This window comes from Bradyrhizobium sp. Bra78 (genome assembly GCF_024519855.1).
Classification (GTDB): domain Bacteria; phylum Pseudomonadota; class Alphaproteobacteria; order Rhizobiales; family Xanthobacteraceae; genus Bradyrhizobium; species Bradyrhizobium japonicum_G.
This window is the reverse complement of sequence record NZ_JALJRE010000003.1, coordinates 551,794-569,441: the sequence shown is the minus strand read 5'-3', so window position 1 is coordinate 569,441 and position 17,648 is coordinate 551,794. Positions and strand designations below refer to the sequence as shown.

Sequence of the window (17,648 nt, the reverse complement as noted above, 5' to 3'; positions counted from 1 at the left end):
CGGTGATCTCTCATCGAAGTCCGACGAAGCGGATTTGATTTGTGTCCGGCGGCCGCAACCCTGCCCGGTCCGCCCGGGCGGTGTATCGCGCGGTCACCTCAACCGCGATGCCGCAGCACGCAACTGCAACATAATTCCGTATTTTTGTTCCGGGGTTTGGTCACCCGGCCCAAGATGGGCTATGCTGATGCCTGCGTCGAGGACAACAATGAGACGTCGGGAGTTGGCATGGGACACCACCGACAGACGGGGCTGCATCCATGATGACGTTACCGAGACTGGCGGCGGAAACCCTGGAGAAGATGCTGGGCTCGTTCATGCGTCGCCGGTACGACGAGTCCTCTGCCAGGGTGCTGGAGGGCTCGACGCGCACCGCGATGGAATGCATCGGCAACAGCGACGCGTTGTACCACAACATCGAGCATACGATGTTGGTGACTCTGGCCGCTCAGGCCATCCTCACGGGACGTAATCTCCATGCCCATCTTGCGGCGGAGGACTACCTCCATATCCTGATCGCCTGCCTTGCGCACGACATCGGCTATGTCCGCGGCCTGTTTCCGGAGGATGACGAAGACGGTTTCATCATCGACGAGGCGGGGACCAAGGTGTCGCTGCCGCGGGGCGCGTCGGATGCCAGCCTGATGATGTATCACGTTGATCGCTCGAAACTTTTTGTGCGGCGGCGGCTGCCGCCGATCCGTGGTATCGACAGCGAGCGCGTCGCCCGCGCCATCGAGGGCACGCGCTTCCCTGCGCGCGAGGGGCAGGACTACGACGACGAAGCCTCGATCCTGCGCGCCGCCGATTTCATCGGCCAGCTCGGCGATCCCAACTATCTGCGCAAGGCCAATGCGCTCTACTACGAGTTCGAGGAGGTCGGCATCAACCGGCAGCTCGGCTACGACTCGCCCGCCGACATCGTGAACCGCTATCCCCAATTCTACTGGAATAGCGTCGCACCGCACATCCAGACCGAGATCGGCTATCTCAACAAGACCGAGATCGGCCGGCAGTGGATCGCCAATCTCTACAGCAACGTTTTCCGTGCCGAGCGCGACATCACGCTGTCCGGGCCGCAGAAATAAGTCAGCGCCGCGGGCTTCGCAATCGAACGAACGGTCTGTCATACCTCCCGGCCGTGCAGTTTCCAGAGTTCGTAAACACTTTCCCAGTCGGGAATCTCGTCGCAGGCATAGCCGAAAACCCGCCCGGTTCCGAGTTTCCGGGAGTTCTTCATGGCCTGGAGATGCGCGCCGTTCGAAACGAAGCGGCGCATGCTGGCCGGATCCGCCCATGCCGTCAGGGTGAGATAGATACCCCCTGACACTCTGCCTGCGGTGAGCAGATTGCCGGGCGCGCGCCGGGCCTGCACGAAGGACCACGTCGTTCTCCACCAGAACATCGGCAGCTGCACGACGCCTTTCGGGCGAAAGCCGGTCATGGAGACGTAGACCATATCGATCCCCGCGATTCATTCGATTGCAGGCAAAACGAAAATCGCGAGGGGATGGATCACCGCCATCGTTGCCTTTATGCTGGCGCGGTCAACCAGGTGCGCGGCATGCGAGAAAAATCAGTTAGCACCGACGTCCTCGACATCGCCTATCGCGAATACGGCGCACCGGAGGGCTGGCCCTGCATCATGGGTCACGGCTTTCCCTACGATGCGAACGCCTATTCCGAGACCGCGCCGATGATTGCGCAAGCCGGCGCGCGGGTGCTGGTGCCCTGGCTGCGCGGCTACGGGCCGACACGGTTTCGTTCCGCGCAGACGTTGCGCTCCGGCGAGCAGGCGGCGCTCGGTGCCGATCTCCTCGCTTTCATGGATGCGCTTCACATCGCGCGCGCGGTCGTCGGCGGTTATGACTGGGGCGGGCGCGCGGCCTGCGTGGTCTCGGCGCTGTATCCGGAGCGGGTGATCGCCCTCGTCTCCGGCAATTCCTACAACATCCAGAACATCGCCCGATCGATGGAGCCGGCCTCGCCGCCGGAAGAGGCGGCGCTCTGGTATCAATATCTCTTCCACAATGAGCGCGGCCGCCGCGCGCTGGAGCGCAACCGGCGCGGCTTCGCGCGCCAGCTCTGGGCGATGTGGTCGCCGACATGGGCATTCGACGACGCGACGTTCGAGACAAGTGCAATGTCGTTCGACAATCCTGATTTCGTCGATGTCGTGATCCACTCCTACCGCCACCGCTACGCGCTGGTCGCGGGCGATCCGGCCTGTGCGGCGATCGAGGCGAAGCTCGCCGCGCAGCCGCCGATCCGCGTTCCGACCATCGCGATCGACGGCGACAGCGACGGCGTCAATCCCGGCACCGCCCACCATGCGCGCAAGTTCGAAGGCTTTTTCGAGCGGCGCGTGTTCACGGGCGCGGGCCACAATCTGCCGCAGGAGCGGCCGGCCGAATGGGCGCAGGCCGTGCTTGATGGACGGAAGGCTGCGGCCGAACCATCCTGATTTTCGCCGATCGTGGGAACTTTTCGCTGACAACGCCGTCCGAATCCTGAGCTGAGCGTGAGCTGCGAGGGAGATGACCATGAGCCAGGACAGCAAGCCGAGCAGGCCCGACCTGACCAAAGGTGTGCCGCTGACCGGATTCAAGGACGGCAAGCTGCTTGGCCATGTCGGCGACGAGGATGTGCTGCTGGTGCAGGCGGGCAGCGAGATCTTTGCGATCGAGCCCGCCTGCAGCCATTACCACGGCCCGCTCGCCGAAGGCCTGGTGGTGGGCGAAACCATCCGCTGCCCCTGGCATCACGCCTGCTTCTCCCTGCGCACCGGCGAGGCCACCCGCCCGCCGGCGCTGAGCGCGCTGGCGGTCTGGGAGGTGACGCGGGATCGGGACAGGATTTTGGTCCAGCGCAAGCGCGAGATGCCGAAACCCTCGGCGCCTCACCGCACGGCGCCGACGCCGGAAAGATTCGTCATCGTCGGCGGCGGTGCGGCGGGCTTCGCGGCGGCCGTGACGCTCCGGCGCGAGGGCTTTGCCGGCGCCATCACCATGCTGAGCAATGAAGGTGCGATGCCGGTCGACCGGCCGAACCTCTCCAAGGACTATCTCGCCGGCAACGCGCCGGAAGACTGGCTGCCGTTGCGAAGCGAGGATGACTATCGGGATGCCGGCATCGACCTCGTGCTCAACACCAACGTTTCAGCCGTCGATCCGAACGCACGCAGCGTGACGGTGGGCAACGGCGACAGATTGCCGTTCGACCGGCTGTTGCTGGCGACCGGCGCCGAGCCGGTCAAATTGCAAATTCCGGGTGCCGACCAGCCGCACGTCCACACCTTGCGGTCCGTCGCCGACAGCCGTGCCATCATCAGCGCGGCGGGCAGCGCGAAGCGCGCGCTGGTGATCGGCGCCAGCTTCATCGGCCTCGAAGTCGCGGCCTCCTTGCGGGCCCGCAAGCTCGAGGTGCACGTGGTCGCTCCCGACGAGCGGCCGATGCAGCGCATTCTCGGCTCCGACATGGGCGACTTCATTCGCGCCCTCCACGAGGAGAACGGCGTCAATTTCCATCTCAGGGACACGGTGGAGAAGCTCGACGGCACGCGCGCGACGCTGAAGAGCGGCGCCGTGATCGAGGCCGAACTCGTCGTGGTCGGCATCGGCGTCAAGCCGCGCCTTGCACTGGCCGAGCAGGCCGGGATTGCGACCGATCGCGGCGTGTGCGTGAATGAATATCTCGAAACCAGCGTGTCGGGCATCTTCGCCGCCGGCGACATCGCGCGCTGGCCCGATCCGCATTCCGGGCAGAACATCCGTGTCGAGCACTGGGTGGTGGCGGAGCGGCAAGGCCAGTCCGCGGCACGCAACATGCTCGGCAAGCGCGAGCGCTTCGACGCCGTGCCGTTCTTCTGGTCGCAGCATTACGACGTGCCGATCAACTATGTCGGCCACGCCGAGAGCTTTGACGACATCGCGGTCGACGGCAGCATTGCCGGCAAGGACTGCCTGCTGAAGTACCGCAAGGGTGGACGCGTGCTGGCGGTCGCGTCGATCTATCGCGATCTCGACAATCTCAAGGCCGAGCTCGACATGGAGCGGTCGCGCGCCTGAGGCGCCGCATTCGACCTTGATTTGCGTCAATGTTGCTGCAGGCGGGGGCTGCTCTGCTGGCTGTTGTCCCGGCGCGGCCCGTGCTATCGTGGGCGGGCGGGCTTCGCATGCAGGAGTGGCCGCCATGACGAGTGCTTCGGATACGTCCCATCATTCCAGCCTGGGCTCTGGCATCGCGGCGCTGCATGCCAAATGGGGCTGGATCGTCGCTCTCGGCGTCGTCTATCTCATCGCGGGTTTCGTCGCGCTCGGCAGCGTGGTGATGGCAACGGTGGCGAGTGTGATCGTGGTCGGCGCGATGATGATCGTCGCCGGCATCGCCGAGATCATCGGCGCGTTCCAGATGAAGAGCTGGGGCAAATTCGTGATCTGGGCGTTGCTCGGCGTGCTCTATGTCATCGCAGGCTTTCTGACCTTCGAGAATCCGCTGTTCGCGGCAGTGTTGCTGACGCTGTTCCTGGGTGCCTCGCTGCTCGCCTCGGGCGCCGTGAGATTGTTTCTCGCTTTCAGCATGAAGCGCGAAAGCCCGTGGGTGTGGGTGGCGCTGTCGGGTGCGATCACCCTGCTGCTCGGCCTGTTGATCATGGCGCGCTGGCCGGTCAACAGCGTCTACATTCTCGGCCTGTTTCTCGGCATCGACCTGATCATGGCGGGTGCGGGCTGGGTCAGCCTGGGCTTCAGCCTGAAGCGGCGCCACTGACCAGCAACTCGACGCAAGACCATTTTGCGGAACTCCGCTGATCTGACGCGCTGACAAAAGCAGCACGCCGCGTGTCTGCCGCGAGGACGATCATCACCGGGGAGACGCCATTGGTGGTCCTGCTCAAGCAGTGCAAGGACAATCTGACGCGCGGGAACATCATGGCGCAGGCCGCCAATCTGAAGAGTGTGCCGCTGTCGCTGCTGATGCCCGGCATCACGCTCAACACCACCCCGCAGGATTTCCGCCCGATCAAGGACGGCTATATGCTGCAGTTCGACGGCAACGACTGGATCGTGGCAAGCGAGCTGTTGGGCGGGACGTGATGGTGCGGTCGGCTGTCGCGGTTGATGACGGCGCATCCTTCGAGACGCCCGCTTTCGCGGGCTCCTCAGGATGAGGGCGGAATGCGCAGCGGCAGGCTCAACAGGCGCGCATGCCGCTTAGCCTCACCCTGAGGAGACCGCGGAGCGGTCGTCTTGAAGCGCGAGGCGTGCGCTCCACCTACCACGGAAAGCAAAGCGCGATCACCCTCGGCGCACAGGAGAGCAAAAATGGACTTTCAACACTCCGCCCGTTCGCTCGAGCTGCAGGAACGCGTCCACCAGTTCATGCGCACGCATGTCGAGCCGGTCGAGGAGCTCTATTACGAGCAGGTGAAGCCTGAAGCGTCTCGTTACAAGACGCCGCCATTGCTGCAGGACCTGAAACGCCTGGCGCGCGAGCAGGGGCTCTGGAACCTGTTTCTCTCCGGCGAGCACGGTCCCGGGCTGACCAACCTCGAATATGCGCCGGTGAAGGAGATCATGGGCCGCATCCTCTGGGCGCCCGAGGTGTTCAACTGCTCGGCGCCCGACGTCGGCAACATGGAGGTGCTCGCAAATTACGGCACCAAGGCGCAGCAGGAGCGCTGGCTGAAGCCATTGCTGGAGGGCCGCATCCGCTCCGGCTTCTCGATGACGGAGCCGCAGGTCGCTTCCAGCGATGCCACCAACATCCAGTGCGAGATCAGGCGCGACGGCGCCGACTACGTCATCAATGGGCGCAAATGGTTCACGTCAGGCGCGATGAACGAGGATTGCGAGATCCTGATCGTGATGGGCAAGACCGCGCCCGACGATCCCGACCGCCATCGCCAGCAATCCATGATCCTGGTGCCGAAGGCGACGCCCGGCGTGCGCATCGTCCGCGACATGCTCACCTACGGCTATGACGACGCGCCGGCCGGACACCCCGAGATCGTCTACGACAACGTCCGCGCGCCCGCGGAGAACATCCTGCTCGGCGAGGGCCGCGGCTTCGAGATCGCGCAAGGCCGGCTCGGCCCCGGCCGCATCCACCATTGCATGCGGCTGATCGGCTGCGCCCAGCGCGCGCTGGAATTGATGTGCCGGCGGTCGGTCTCCCGTGTCGCCTTCGGCAAGCCGCTCGCCGAGCAGGGCTCGGTGCGCGAGGACATCGCAAACTCCTTCTGCGAGATCGCGCAGGCGCGGCTCTTGACGCTGCAGGCCGCCGACAGAATGGACCGCGAAGGCAACAAGGCCGCGCGCGACCTGATCGCCGCCGCCAAGATCGTGGTGCCCGGCATGGCCGCCCGCGTCATCGACCGCGCCATCCAGATCCACGGCGCCGCCGGCGTCTCGCAGGATACGTTCCTTGCCCGCGCCTACGTCTATGCCCGCTTCATCCGCATCGGCGATGGCCCGGATCAGGTGCATCTCGCCGCCGTCGGCAAGGAGCTGATCAAGCGCGGCGGGGTGATGGCGGGGTAGTGCTGCCAAGGGAAGAGGCCAGGTTGGGGTCTTCAGTCAGATTTGCTGCCAAACTTCGCAACTCTGCGGGCGTGTTCCCACAGCTCGACCTGACTGAAGTCCGTCAGCTGCTCAGCGCGTCTCTTGGCCGCGTCATCGTCGACGCAATCAAGGTCGACAGCTTTAATATGGTGACCGTCCGGAGAGATAAGGTAGGCTTTATAGTTTGACATAACCAATGCTCCTTGATGAGGCGGGAGCATGCAGCACTCTCTGTCACCGATAATAGCCAATAACGGACGGTGATGAGGTCAATGTGCTCCGGCTTTATGTTCAGAACGCGACCGAGCCCGATCGCGGCGCGGCCTGTGGGAGGTTCCCAAGGACGAGCGGAAGATTACCTTCGAAATACTGTCCAGGAATATTCACCCCGCCGATCTCGAGAGGGGTCAGGACGGCCATTGACAAGGCCGTGCAAAAATTGGTGCTCGCATCTGGTCAAAAGGTAGCGTGGTATGCTTTGGTGGACAGGGTTATTTGGTGCGTCTCTGCCGACGTTGTTGCGCTCGGCACATCAGCGAGCAGGTCAACAATGTACAGTTTCGCCCCGAGCAGCCGGACTTCCGGCGCGCGGTCCATCGCGGCAATTTTCGCCTCCATCCTGGCGATCCTGATCATCTGTAGCGGCCGATCCGCGCTCGCGGCAGTCGAGCCCTTTCCCGCGGATTTCAGAATCGAGCGCATTTCTGTCAACGGCGTCACCCTGCATGTCCGCGTTGGCGGACGTGGACCGGCGGTCGTACTCCTGCACGGCTTCGCAGACACAGGCGATATGTGGGCCCCGCTTGCCAAGGCCCTTTACAAGGACCACACCGTGATCGTTCCAGACCTGCGCGGTATGGGGCTGTCGTCCCAGGCCGCAGGCGGTTACGACAAGAAAAACCAGGGCGTCGACATCGCCATGGTCATGGACAAGCTCAATGTCCAGAAGGCCGATCTGGTGACTCACGACATCGGCAACATGGTGGGCTATGCGCTCGCGGCGCAGTTTTCCGATCGCATCACCAAATGGGTCGTCATCGACGCACCGCTGCCCGGCATCGGGCCCTGGGACGAAATCCTGAAAAGCCCCATGCTATGGCATTTCAATTTCCGCGGCCCTGACGTCGATCGCCTGGTCAAGGGCCGCGAGCGCATCTATCTCGACCGGTTCTACAACGAGCTGTCGGCCGATCCCAAGGCCATCGACGAAGCGACTCGCAACCATTATGCGAAACTGTACGCCCGGCCCGGCAACATGCATTACGCCTTCGAGCAGTTCGCCGCATTCGGGAAGGACGCCACCGACAACAAGGTTTTTGCCGGTACCAAGCTGAATATGCCGATCCTTGCCCTTGGCGCCGAAAAGTCCTTTGGCAGTCAGCAAGCGGCGATCATGCGCGAGGTCGGCACCAAGGTCGGCGGCGGCATCATCACCGGCTCCGGACATTGGATCATGGAAGAGCAGCCGGCGCAGACCGTGAGCAAGGTGCGCGCTTTCCTCGACGGGAAATGACCGGCAAGCGCTTCATCCGCATCGGTGACGCTGATCCGAAGCGGTCAAGGCTGCCGAGACTTGGCAGCGTCCCGCAGATCGAGAATCAGCTTTGCAAGGTCACGATCTTCCGGCTCGAGGATCGCAAGCCGCTCTGCGTAGCCGATCGCCGCCGTTCTGTCTCCGGCCATCCGACTGAATGAGACGAGGGCCTGAAGGATCTCGCGATTGTTCGGATGGTCGCGCAACGCTTCCCTCAAGACCGTCATGGCGTCGTCTGGCCGGCCGCCGGAATGCAGGGCGATGGCATAGACATAGGCATAGCGCGGCAGGTCCGGCTCGAGTTCCGTCGCTCGACGCAATTCAACGAGCGCGTCCTGCGCACGCCTCAACCTCGTGAGGGCCAGCCCGAGTGCATGATGAAGAGCTGCATCGCGTGGCGAAGCCGCAATCGCGGTACGAAGGGTGGCTTCGCCTTTGTCGTCCCGGCTGGTTTGCCGATAGAGGTCGGCCAGGTTTGTTGCTGCCGCCGCATTTGTCGGGCTGAGCCTGATGGCGGCCTGGTATTCGGTTTCGGCCGCCTGCATCAGTCTACGCTGTGCCAGGAAATTCCCGAGCGAGATGTGCGCCTCGGGCCGCTCGGCATTGGCATGCTGGGCAGCGATGAACTCGGCCGCCGCTTGATCAAAAGACGCGCGGTCCTGTGGAGGCTGGCTTGCGGTTGGCAGGGCGGCCAGCAGCGAAGCAGCCCTGATGCGAACGCCGCGGACGGGGTCGGATAACAGCCGGGATGCGAACGGCCAGGCCTGATCGGCGGGCACGCTCTCCAGCATGTCGAGCGCGCCGATCCGCACCATCGGATCGGGATCGGCGAGGGCGATGCGGGCTGTTGCGATATTGGCGGGAGTCACGCGCGAGGCAAGTTCGCCGAGCGCGCTGGCGCGCGCCACCGCCGGCGCTTGGCGATCCGACGCAAGACCGGAAAGAAGCGCGGCGGCATCGGCTCGATCGGTGCGGGCGGCATCAAACGCCGGCCCAAAGGTCTGAAAACCCTTTCGGGCAGGCCCGAACCATTCCTCGATCGCCTTGGCCGCCCATTGGGACGGTTTGTCGCGGTGACAGTCGTTGCAAGCGTTCGGCGTTGCCAGTGCGGCGGAAAGGTCAGGCCTCGGAACTCGAAAGGTGTGGTCATGCCTGGTGTCGACCACCATGTAGGTTCGCTGCTGCATATGGCACGACATGCAAGTCGGCGCCGGATCGACACCTGCATGGTGGCGATGCTGCACATCGGCATACTTGTCCCCTGCGTGGCATTGCAGGCAAACGCCCTCGCCCGGGCTGCGCAGTCTTGCGCTATGCGGCTCGTGGCAGTCGCTACAGGTAACGCCGGCCGCAAACATCTTGCCCTGCTTGAACGGCGTATAGTTATATGGCTCCTCGACATCGCGGATCTGACCGTCGGCGTAATAGGTGTGACGCGCCAGCGCTTCGACCGCATGGGTCTGCGACAACGACTGTCCGGGTATCCAGTCTTCATGGAATGCCTCCCGCCGCGCGTGGCAGAGGCCGCAGGTCTCGACTTCCTTGCGCAACGTTGCCGGTGCCGCGGAGCGTTGGGCATTTCCCCTCCTTGGATCGATCGGCCAAGTGACGCCCCGGCGTTCGTCAAAACGCACCAGCAAGCCCTTGCTGTCGTCTTCGCGGCGGCCAAAGGGCCACCAGCTCTGCTGCTCGCGCGCCCAGGCGGTGTGGCGCGAGCCTTGCCCATGACAGCCCTCGCATCCGACACTGATTTCCGCCCAACGCGTCGCGAAGCGATCGGCCTCGGCATCGTAGTTCTTGCGCAGGCCGGTCGAGTGGCATTCCGCGCACATGAAATTCCAGTTCTGGTTCAGTTTCGTCCAATGAAGGATATCGTCGTGCCTGATCTCTTCATTGGGTGAGAGATGAAACCAGCGCTGGCCGCCCCTCTCTGCCGGCCGGCTGTCCCACGCGAGCGACAACGCCTGAACGCGGCCGTCGGGAAATTCCACAAGGTATTGTTGCAGCGGATCGACGCCGAATGTGTACTTCACCTCGAACACGGCAAGCTTGCCGTCGGCGCCATCGGTCTCGACCAAGAACCTGCCGTCCTTGCGGAAGAAGCGGGACCTTACGCCATAATAGTCGAAGCCCGCGTCGTCGAAATTCCCGAGCACGGTCTTGTCGGTGGCGTGCTGCATCGCCGCCTTGTGCTGCGAGGAATTCCACAGCTTTGCTTCGGCTTGGTGGCAGCCAGCGCAAGTCTCGCTGCCGACGAAGCTTACCGCGGACGAGGGCCGCGCCGTCGGCGCCGACGGGCTGCGATTGAGGAGCTGAAAGGCGAGACCAAAGGCAAAGACGGCGATCCCCATGATCGAGGCCATCGCCCAGAGCCGACGCTTCGACAGCGATGCGGCTTCCACATTGCGGTTGGCGGGCTCCCGTGCGGACATAACTTGGGGAATGCCGTCCGCGGAATCCCTCCGTGGCATGGCCTTGCTGCCGGATTTCCGTCGCTTGCGTGCCAACGGATCGCCCCTCAGCGCTGAAATCGCCCAACCACAATCGAGCGAGCCTCGATCGGGCGATTTGCGCATCATCGGCTCGACTTCCATCAAGTCAAGTGCAGCCGGCCAGTAGGAGCGGTGATGGGGACCTATTTGTTGCGGTTCTTGCTCGCGCCTCTCAGCTTGGGCGCGGTCGAAGACGATTTTGCCCAATCGGCCATCTGTATGCAGGTGAGCAGGTCGACGTAACCGTCGCTCCCACCCGCAGTCGCCTCGCCTTCGCATCTGTTCTTGAGTTCGGCCGAATTCGAGAACCAGATGGTGCCGAGTTGCTGCTGAGCGGCGCTCTCGTCGCGCAGGCAATCATCGAAGCTCTGGGAAAGTTTCAGCCCCATCGCCTTGCCGGTTGCCACCGTCGCCTTGCATGTCGCTTCGACATCGAGCTGGGGCACGCGATCGCCGATGGGGATCACCAGTTGACTTCCAAGCATTGCCATCGATGGCAGCGCGATCTTCATTGGGAAGCTCCCCGTGAACGGCTTCTCGTGGAATTCAACTGCTGATCTTCAGCGCAGTCTGACGTTGGGAGATCGAGGCCTCCCGCCGGAGTACGTTGACATGGATCAACGCGAGACCTGCTCGATGCCGAGAGGCTGGCGGTTTCCAGTGCGTACCATCCCACCGGGAGTTCGCCATGAAAGCAATTTGCAGCGCACTCGCGGGTGCATGTCTGATCGCCCTGAATTTTGGCACGGCATCGGCTCAGCAGGTTACCGGCACCCCCGGTTCGGCCGGCGCCACCACCACGATCGACGGCAAGCAGCTCCCGCCGCCAGATCCGAAATTCGGTGGCGTGATCAAGGAGAAAGCCTCGGAGTCGAAGCCCTGGTGGGCCCCACGCGTGGTGCCGCCGAAGGGCGCACCGAACGTGCTGTTGATCATGACGGACGACCAGGGTTTCGGTGCGCCGGGCACGTTCGGCGGCGTTATCCCGACGCCTGCCATGGATCGCATCGCAAAAGCCGGTTTGCGCTTCACGAATTTTCACTCGACTGCACTCTGCTCACCGACGCGGGCGGCACTCATCACGGGACGCAACCATCATTCGGTAGGCTTCGGAGTGGTCGGCGAAATCGCGACGGGATTCCCGGGGTACGACTCGATCATCCCAATCGAGAAAGGCACGGTCGGTACGGTCCTGAAGGCGAACGGGTACGCGACCTCATGGTTCGGCAAGAACCACAACACACCTTCTTACCAGTCGAGCCAGGCCGGACCATTCACTCAATGGCCCAACGGCATGGGGTTCGATTATTTCTACGGCTTTGTCGGCGGTGACGCCAGCCAGTGGCAGCCGAACCTGTTCCGCAACACGACGGCCATCTATCCGTTCGAGGGTAACCCCAAGTGGAATCTCGAGACGGCGATGGCGGACGACGCGATCCAGTACATGAAGCAGCTCAAGGAGATCGCACCGGACAAGCCGTTCTTCGTTTACTACGTCCCGGGGGCAACCCACGCGCCCCATCATCCAACGCCCGAGTGGATCAAGAAGATCAGCGACATGCACCTGTTCGACGACGGATGGAACAAAGTGCGTGAGACCATCTTCGCCAACCAGAAGCGATTGGGCATCATGCCCGAGAACGCCGATCTGACGCCATGGCCGAAAGAGCTGCCGCAGTGGGATACCCTCAGCCTCGAAGAGAAGAAGCTCTTCATCAAGCAAGCTGATGTTTACGGCGCTTACCTCGCCTACGCCGACCATGAGATCGGACGGGTTATCCAGGCCGTCGAAGACCTCGGCGAGCTCGACAACACCTTGATTATCTATATCGGCGGCGACAACGGCGCGAGCGCCGAAGGTATGCTCAACGGCACACCGAACGAGTTCACGACATTCAATGGCATTCCCGTGCCGGTCAAGGATCAGTTCCTCTGGTATCCGTTCTGGGGATCGGAACGGACATTCCCGCACTTTGCGGCACCGTGGGCCTGGGCGCTGGACACGCCATTCAAGTGGGTCAAGCAGGTGCCATCGCACTTCGGCGGCACATCGCAGGGCATGGTCATGTCCTGGCCCGGCCACATCAACGATTTGGGCGGTATCCGCCGCCAGTTCCATCACGTGATTGACATCGTGCCGACCATCCTCGATGCAACCGGCATTCCGCAACCCGACACGATCAACGGCATCAAGCAGATCCCGATCGAGGGGGGCAGCATGACGTACACGTGGGACAAGGCAAACGCCAACGCCCCGACCAGGCACACGACGCAATATTTCGAAATGCTCGGCAATCGGGCGATCTACCAGGACGGGTGGGTGGCGGCGACGACGCCGGCGACGCTCCCCTGGGAGCTCAGCTCGGCCACGCCGCCGGATGTGATCAGCGGCTACAGCTGGGAGCTCTACAACGTCGACCAGGACCCGACCCAGTCCAGCGACCTGGCGGCCAAAATGCCGGACAAGCTCAAGCAGATGCAGGCTCTCTTCTATTCGGAGGCCGCCAAATATAACGTGCTGCCGCTCGACAACTCGTCGCTCGCCCGTTGGAATACGCCGCGACCGAGCCTCACGGCGGGACGGACGCTGTTCACCTATTCGGGCGAACTGAGTGGCGTGCCCGCAAGTGCGGCTCCGAGCATCCTGGGCAAGTCCTACACCATCACCGCCGAGGTGACGATTCCCGACGGCGGTGCCGAGGGCATGATCGTCACGGAAGGCGGGCGCTTTGGCGGTTACGGCCTGTTTCTGAGCAAGGGCGACTTTGGTATCGACCGCGGCAAGGTGGTGTTCCTCTACAACCTGCTCGACCTCAAGCGCACGATCTGGGAAGGCCCGGAGCTGGCAGCCGGCAAGCACACCATCGTCTTCGATTTCAAATCCGACGGTCCGGGTTTGGGAAAAGGCGGGACGGGTGCCCTCTCTGTGGACGGAAAGGAAGTGGCCAGGAATTCGATGGAGCACACCATCCCTGTCACCTTCCCGGAGGACGAAACCTTTGACGTCGGCCTGGACACGCGCACCGGCGTCGCAATGGTCGAGTATCGCTACGAGCCTCCGTTCAAGTTCACCGGAAAGATCGACAAGCTGACCTTCAAGCTCGAACCCTTCACACCGGAGCAGGAGGCGAAGGCAGCAGCGGCCGACCAACCAGTAGGGTCCGCCCCATCGGTGGGGAAGGCGAAATGACGTGGAGGGCCGTCGGCGGCTCTCCGCCGGCACCGTCCACGACCTGGAATGACCAATTGGCCGTCTTGATCGATAGGAGACTTCGATGACCACGAAGGACGACCCCGGCGCATTGCTGTGTCGGCCTTGCGTTGGTGCGCTCGCATTCGGCGCAAGCGCCTTTCTGCCGAGCCCGCTCGGCCAATTCAATCTCACGATTGATGTAACCGTTGGGAAGGGAGTGCGCTGACGAGTGCGTTGCAGGTTGCCCTGAGGTAAAATGTGATGAAGTGGGTTACCACAGCCGTCGCAGTTGAAATCGCCGCTACGGGGTTGATCCTGCTGATCGGACCGGGGCTGTTCGGGCGGCTGATTTTCGGAACCGAATTGTCCGAGCCAGGCCAGGCGCTCGGCAGACTCACGGGCATTGCACTGCTGGGCTTTGCGTTGACGTCCTGGCCGCCCCCCTCCGCGCGACCCGTCGCGAAAGCCATGCTCACCTACAATCTGCTCGCGACCGTCTATCTTGGCTGTATCGGCCTGGCGGGACAGTTGGTCGGTGCGCTGCTCTGGCCCGCTGTTGCTCTGCACTTCCTCTTCACGGGTCTGCTGGCTGCAGAGCGGATCACGGGCGGAGGAGCCTGACGATTGGCGAGCGGAGCCGGTACACGACGCTCCGACCGCGACGCATGATCCATATCAATGTGAGGGGCGCGATTGAGCATAGCGTCGGAACCAAACAAGGGAGGGAAATGAGATGAAAATGTCGATCGCAATGTCGGCGCTTCTCGTCGCTGGCTTCGTTGCCATGAGCACTGAAAAAGCGGCCGCGATAGTTTACTGCCAGTATGTCGAATATCCCGTCGGATGCGTCGCCCGGGCCGGCGTCGTCCTGCGGCCCCGGCCAGTGGCACGCGCCGTCGCAACGCCCGGCGTCGGCGTCGCCGGAACGCCGATGAATCGAGGCGGCCCGGTCAATCGCGTTGGCAGGCGCTAACTGAATTCTTTTCATCGATATTCGCCACACAGAGCAGAAGAAGCCAATGACGATTATCCTGGCGCTCTAGTTCTCGTGGTGTCGCTTCGCTGACATTGTTTTCAACTTTGGAAGGGGGGCCAAATGGCGAAGTTCGAGTCGGAAATTGAAGACGTGACCAGTGATGTTGGTCAATCGCGTGCCGCCCGCGACGGCGGCGGATGCAGCTTTTTTTGGCGCGGAATGAGTCGCACGTTTTCTCAAGGTTGCCGATCGCAGCAACGCCAGGGAGTGTCTCCATGAAAGCGCATTTGTCCGCCTTGATCGTCTCAGGCGCCGCGTTGCTGGTTTCGGTTTCTGCGCCCGCTCAGCAGGTCAATGGCGTCCTCGGTTCTCCCAGCGCCAGCTCCACCATCATTGGAAAGCAACTCCCGCCGCCCGACCCGAAATTCGGCGGCGTCATCAAGGATGATTCACTGCAGTCGAAGCCGTGGTGGGCCCCGCGGGTCGTGCCGCCGAAGGGTGCGCCCAACGTATTGCTCATCATTACCGATGACGCTGGCTTCGGCGTCCCCAGCACTTTCGGCGGCGTGATCCCGACCCCGACGATGGATCGTCTTGCGAGCGAGGGCTTGCGCTATAACCGGACCTTCTCCACCGCGCTGTGCTCGCCGACGCGGGCAGCCTTGATCACCGGGCGCAATCATCATTCCGCGGGCTTCGGCGTCATTTCGGAGCAATCGACAGGCTACCCCGGCTACAACAGCATTCTCGAGAAGGACAAGGCCACGATCGGCCGTATCCTGCTCGACAACGGCTACGCGACGTCGTGGTTCGGCAAGGACCACAATGTGCCGGCCTTCGCGGCCAGCCAGGCCGGGCCCTTCGACAAGTGGCCAAACGGCATGGGATTCGAATACTTCTATGGCTTCATCGGTGGCGACGCCAATCAATGGCAGCCGAACCTGTTCCGCAACACGACCCAGATTTATCCGTTCGAGGGCAAGGAGGCGGGAAGCTGGAATCTGGTGACGGCGATGGCCGACGATGCCATCGACTACATGACGCGAATGCACCAGATCCAGCCGGACAAGCCCATCTTCATCAAGTATGCGCCCGGTGCCACGCACGCGCCGCATCACCCGACGAAGGAGTGGGTCGACAAGATCAGCAAGTTGAAGCTGTTCGACGAAGGCTGGAACAAGGTGCGCGAGCGCATCTTCGACAACCAGAAGCGGCTCGGCGTGATTCCAATGGACACCAAGCTGGCGCCATGGCCGAAGGATGTCCTGAAGGAATGGGACCAGCTGAGCGCAGATGAAAAGAAGCTGTTCATTCGACAGGCTGAAATCTTCGCCGCCTACGCTGCCTATAGCGACCATGAGATCGGGCGCGTCATCAAGGGCTTCGACGATCTCGGCAGGCTCGATAACACGCTGATCATCTATATCAACGGCGACAACGGCACCAGTGCCGAGGGTGGCCCGATGGGCACACCGAACGAGGTCGCCTTCTTCAACGGTCTCAGCGAGTTGCCGATCGACGTGCAGATGAAGTTCTACGATGTCTGGGGCACCGACCTGACCTACAACCACATGTCCGCCGGCTGGTCCTGGGCGTTCGATGCACCGTTCCGCTGGTTCAAGCAGAACGCCTCGGCGCTCGGCGGCATCAACCAGAACATGGTGGTGTCGTGGCCGGCGCGGATCAAGGACAAGGGCGGCCTGCGCGAGCAGTTCGTTCACGTCATCGATGTCGTGCCCACCATATTGGAAGCCGCGGGCATCAGTGCCCCTGACGTCGTCGACGGCATCAAGCAGAAGCCGATCGAGGGTATCAGCTTCGCCTACACTTTCGACGCCAAGAACGCCAAGGTGCCGACGCGGCACAAGACGCAGTATTTCGAAATGATGGGTCAGTGGGCGCTGTACGACGACGGCTGGTTCTTGAGCACCAAGGTCAACCGCGCGCCCTGGGAAGCATTCGGTCCCGCCAACACCGATCCCCTGAACAATCAGAAGCTTGAACTCTTCAACCTGAACCAGGATTTCAGCCAGACCGACGATCTTGCGGCGAAGAACCCGGAGAAGGTCAAGGAGATGAAGCAGAAGTTCATCGCCGAGGCCAGGAAGTACCAGGTGTTCCCGATGGATGCCTCTGTGGCGGCTCGAGTCATTGCGCCGCGGCCCAATATCACCGCCGGACGCAGCGAGTTCGTCTACAAGCGACCGATGGTGGGTCTGCCACAGGGCGATTCGCCGCTGCTTCTGAACACGTCCTACACGATCACTGCCGATATCGAGGTGCCCGATGGCGGCGCCGAGGGCATGATCCTCACGTCAGGTGGACGGTTCGCTGGCTACGGCTTCTACCTGCTGAAGGGCAAGCCTGTATTCCTTTGGAATATGGTCGATCTGGAACGCATTAAGTGGGAAGGCGCGGACGCGCTATCGCCGGGTCGGCACACCGTCGAATTCGACTTCAAGTATGAGGGAATCGGGGTTGGTACGCTTCAGTACAACAACTTCAGCGGCCTCGGCCAACCCGGCACCGGTACCCTGAAGGTGGACGGCAAGGAGGTCGCGACCAAGCGAATGCCGAAGACGCTGCCCATGATCCTGCAATGGGACGAAAGCTTCGACATCGGCTCCGACACCCTGACCGGCGTCAACGACGCCGACTACACGCCGCCGTTTACGCTCACCGCCAAGCTCAACAAGCTGACGGTCAAGGTGGATCGGCCGCAACTGTCGCCCGCCGACGTCAAGAAGCTGGAGGCGGCGATGAACGCGAAGATAAAGGCCGATTGATTGCGGCCTCGGTGCAAGACTTCAGGGCTGAAGAAACAGTCCGAGTGCAACGCCTTGCGTGACGGGATGTTTGGGAGGAGCGGATGGCTCGAGAAAGGTCTAACTGG

15 protein-coding genes and 1 pseudogene are annotated in these 17,648 nt (G+C 62.6%); 12 read left to right on the top strand and 4 right to left on the bottom strand.

Going from position 1 to position 17,648, the window contains the following annotated elements; translation table 11 throughout:
- The first annotated feature begins 260 nt into the window (after positions 1-260).
- A complete protein-coding gene (locus OC450_RS09980) occupies positions 261-1,088 on the top strand; it encodes an HD domain-containing protein (protein ID WP_211382830.1) in 828 nt (275 codons plus the stop codon).
- 38 nt (positions 1,089-1,126) lie between these two features.
- Here OC450_RS09980 and OC450_RS09975 read toward each other — a convergent pair whose 3' ends face one another.
- Complete coding sequence (locus OC450_RS09975) at positions 1,127-1,459, bottom strand: hypothetical protein (RefSeq protein ID WP_262047779.1); 333 nt, start codon at positions 1,457-1,459, stop codon at positions 1,127-1,129.
- 105 nt (positions 1,460-1,564) lie between these two features.
- Here OC450_RS09975 and OC450_RS09970 point away from each other — a divergent pair, with 105 nt between their 5' ends.
- The 5 genes and pseudogenes from OC450_RS09970 to OC450_RS09950 all read left to right on the top strand — a co-directional run bounded on the left by OC450_RS09970 (position 1,565) and on the right by OC450_RS09950 (position 6,539).
- Positions 1,565-2,464 (top strand): alpha/beta fold hydrolase, encoded by a 900-nt coding sequence (locus OC450_RS09970; RefSeq protein WP_262047778.1) that lies wholly within the window; start codon positions 1,565-1,567, stop codon positions 2,462-2,464.
- A 79-nt stretch (positions 2,465-2,543) separates the two neighbouring features.
- Positions 2,544-4,067 carry an FAD-dependent oxidoreductase gene (locus OC450_RS09965; protein WP_256806384.1) on the top strand — a complete coding sequence of 508 codons (1,524 nt, stop codon included), beginning with the start codon at positions 2,544-2,546 and terminating at the stop codon, positions 4,065-4,067.
- A 124-nt stretch (positions 4,068-4,191) separates the two neighbouring features.
- Positions 4,192-4,767, top strand: coding sequence for an HdeD family acid-resistance protein (locus OC450_RS09960; protein ID WP_211382833.1), 576 nt, complete (start codon positions 4,192-4,194; stop codon positions 4,765-4,767).
- Between the two features lie 110 nt (positions 4,768-4,877).
- Positions 4,878-5,093 (top strand): annotated as a pseudogene (locus OC450_RS09955) (branched-chain amino acid ABC transporter substrate-binding protein); the annotation flags it as partial.
- 228 nt (positions 5,094-5,321) lie between these two features.
- Positions 5,322-6,539, top strand: coding sequence for an acyl-CoA dehydrogenase family protein (locus OC450_RS09950; RefSeq protein WP_262047777.1), 1,218 nt, complete (start codon positions 5,322-5,324; stop codon positions 6,537-6,539).
- 32 nt (positions 6,540-6,571) lie between these two features.
- Here OC450_RS09950 and OC450_RS09945 read toward each other — a convergent pair whose 3' ends face one another.
- Entirely contained in the window at positions 6,572-6,751 is a 180-nt protein-coding gene (locus OC450_RS09945; RefSeq protein ID WP_211382835.1) for a hypothetical protein, read from the bottom strand.
- 359 nt (positions 6,752-7,110) lie between these two features.
- Between OC450_RS09945 and OC450_RS09940 the strand changes: the two genes are divergently transcribed.
- Complete coding sequence (locus tag OC450_RS09940; RefSeq protein ID WP_262047831.1) at positions 7,111-8,073, top strand: alpha/beta fold hydrolase; 963 nt, start codon at positions 7,111-7,113, stop codon at positions 8,071-8,073.
- 44 nt (positions 8,074-8,117) lie between these two features.
- Here the strand turns inward: OC450_RS09940 and OC450_RS09935 are convergent, their stop codons facing one another.
- On the bottom strand, positions 8,118-10,673 hold the full coding sequence (locus OC450_RS09935; protein ID WP_249128940.1) for a tetratricopeptide repeat protein: 2,556 nt from the start codon (positions 10,671-10,673) through the stop codon (positions 8,118-8,120).
- Between the two features lie 56 nt (positions 10,674-10,729).
- Entirely contained in the window at positions 10,730-11,098 is a 369-nt protein-coding gene (locus OC450_RS09930) for a hypothetical protein (RefSeq protein ID WP_211382836.1), read from the bottom strand.
- A gap of 176 nt (positions 11,099-11,274) precedes the next feature.
- Here OC450_RS09930 and OC450_RS09925 point away from each other — a divergent pair, with 176 nt between their 5' ends.
- The 5 genes from OC450_RS09925 (at position 11,275) to OC450_RS09905 (ending at position 17,541) form a co-directional block, all read left to right on the top strand.
- Positions 11,275-13,776 (top strand): arylsulfatase, encoded by a 2,502-nt coding sequence (locus tag OC450_RS09925; RefSeq protein WP_211382837.1) that lies wholly within the window; start codon positions 11,275-11,277, stop codon positions 13,774-13,776.
- 85 nt (positions 13,777-13,861) lie between these two features.
- Positions 13,862-14,005, top strand: a complete 144-nt coding sequence (locus OC450_RS09920; protein ID WP_211382838.1) for a hypothetical protein — start codon at positions 13,862-13,864, stop codon at positions 14,003-14,005.
- A gap of 35 nt (positions 14,006-14,040) precedes the next feature.
- On the top strand, positions 14,041-14,400 hold the full coding sequence (locus OC450_RS09915) for a hypothetical protein (protein ID WP_256806378.1): 360 nt from the start codon (positions 14,041-14,043) through the stop codon (positions 14,398-14,400).
- A 112-nt stretch (positions 14,401-14,512) separates the two neighbouring features.
- A complete protein-coding gene (locus OC450_RS09910) occupies positions 14,513-14,752 on the top strand; it encodes a hypothetical protein (protein ID WP_256806377.1) in 240 nt (79 codons plus the stop codon).
- A gap of 278 nt (positions 14,753-15,030) precedes the next feature.
- The gene (locus OC450_RS09905) at positions 15,031-17,541 is read left to right on the top strand and encodes an arylsulfatase (RefSeq protein WP_211382840.1); all 2,511 of its coding nucleotides are present in this window, start codon (positions 15,031-15,033) and stop codon (positions 17,539-17,541) included.
- The last annotated feature ends 107 nt before the right edge of the window (positions 17,542-17,648 follow it).

Coding starts and splice junctions, on each gene's coding strand:
- OC450_RS09980 (WP_211382830.1), top strand. CDS start 261: ATGATGACGTTACCGAGACTGGCGGCGGAAACCCTGGAGAAGATGCTG.
- OC450_RS09940 (WP_262047831.1), top strand. CDS start 7,111: ATGTACAGTTTCGCCCCGAGCAGCCGGACTTCCGGCGCGCGGTCCATC.
- OC450_RS09965 (WP_256806384.1), top strand. CDS start 2,544: ATGAGCCAGGACAGCAAGCCGAGCAGGCCCGACCTGACCAAAGGTGTG.
- OC450_RS09960 (WP_211382833.1), top strand. CDS start 4,192: ATGACGAGTGCTTCGGATACGTCCCATCATTCCAGCCTGGGCTCTGGC.
- OC450_RS09975 (WP_262047779.1), bottom strand. CDS start 1,459: ATGGTCTACGTCTCCATGACCGGCTTTCGCCCGAAAGGCGTCGTGCAG.
- OC450_RS09945 (WP_211382835.1), bottom strand. CDS start 6,751: ATGTCAAACTATAAAGCCTACCTTATCTCTCCGGACGGTCACCATATT.
- OC450_RS09970 (WP_262047778.1), top strand. CDS start 1,565: ATGCGAGAAAAATCAGTTAGCACCGACGTCCTCGACATCGCCTATCGC.
- OC450_RS09915 (WP_256806378.1), top strand. CDS start 14,041: ATGAAGTGGGTTACCACAGCCGTCGCAGTTGAAATCGCCGCTACGGGG.
- OC450_RS09950 (WP_262047777.1), top strand. CDS start 5,322: ATGGACTTTCAACACTCCGCCCGTTCGCTCGAGCTGCAGGAACGCGTC.
- OC450_RS09920 (WP_211382838.1), top strand. CDS start 13,862: ATGACCACGAAGGACGACCCCGGCGCATTGCTGTGTCGGCCTTGCGTT.
- OC450_RS09930 (WP_211382836.1), bottom strand. CDS start 11,098: ATGAAGATCGCGCTGCCATCGATGGCAATGCTTGGAAGTCAACTGGTG.
- OC450_RS09910 (WP_256806377.1), top strand. CDS start 14,513: ATGAAAATGTCGATCGCAATGTCGGCGCTTCTCGTCGCTGGCTTCGTT.
- OC450_RS09905 (WP_211382840.1), top strand. CDS start 15,031: ATGAAAGCGCATTTGTCCGCCTTGATCGTCTCAGGCGCCGCGTTGCTG.
- OC450_RS09935 (WP_249128940.1), bottom strand. CDS start 10,673: ATGATGCGCAAATCGCCCGATCGAGGCTCGCTCGATTGTGGTTGGGCG.
- OC450_RS09925 (WP_211382837.1), top strand. CDS start 11,275: ATGAAAGCAATTTGCAGCGCACTCGCGGGTGCATGTCTGATCGCCCTG.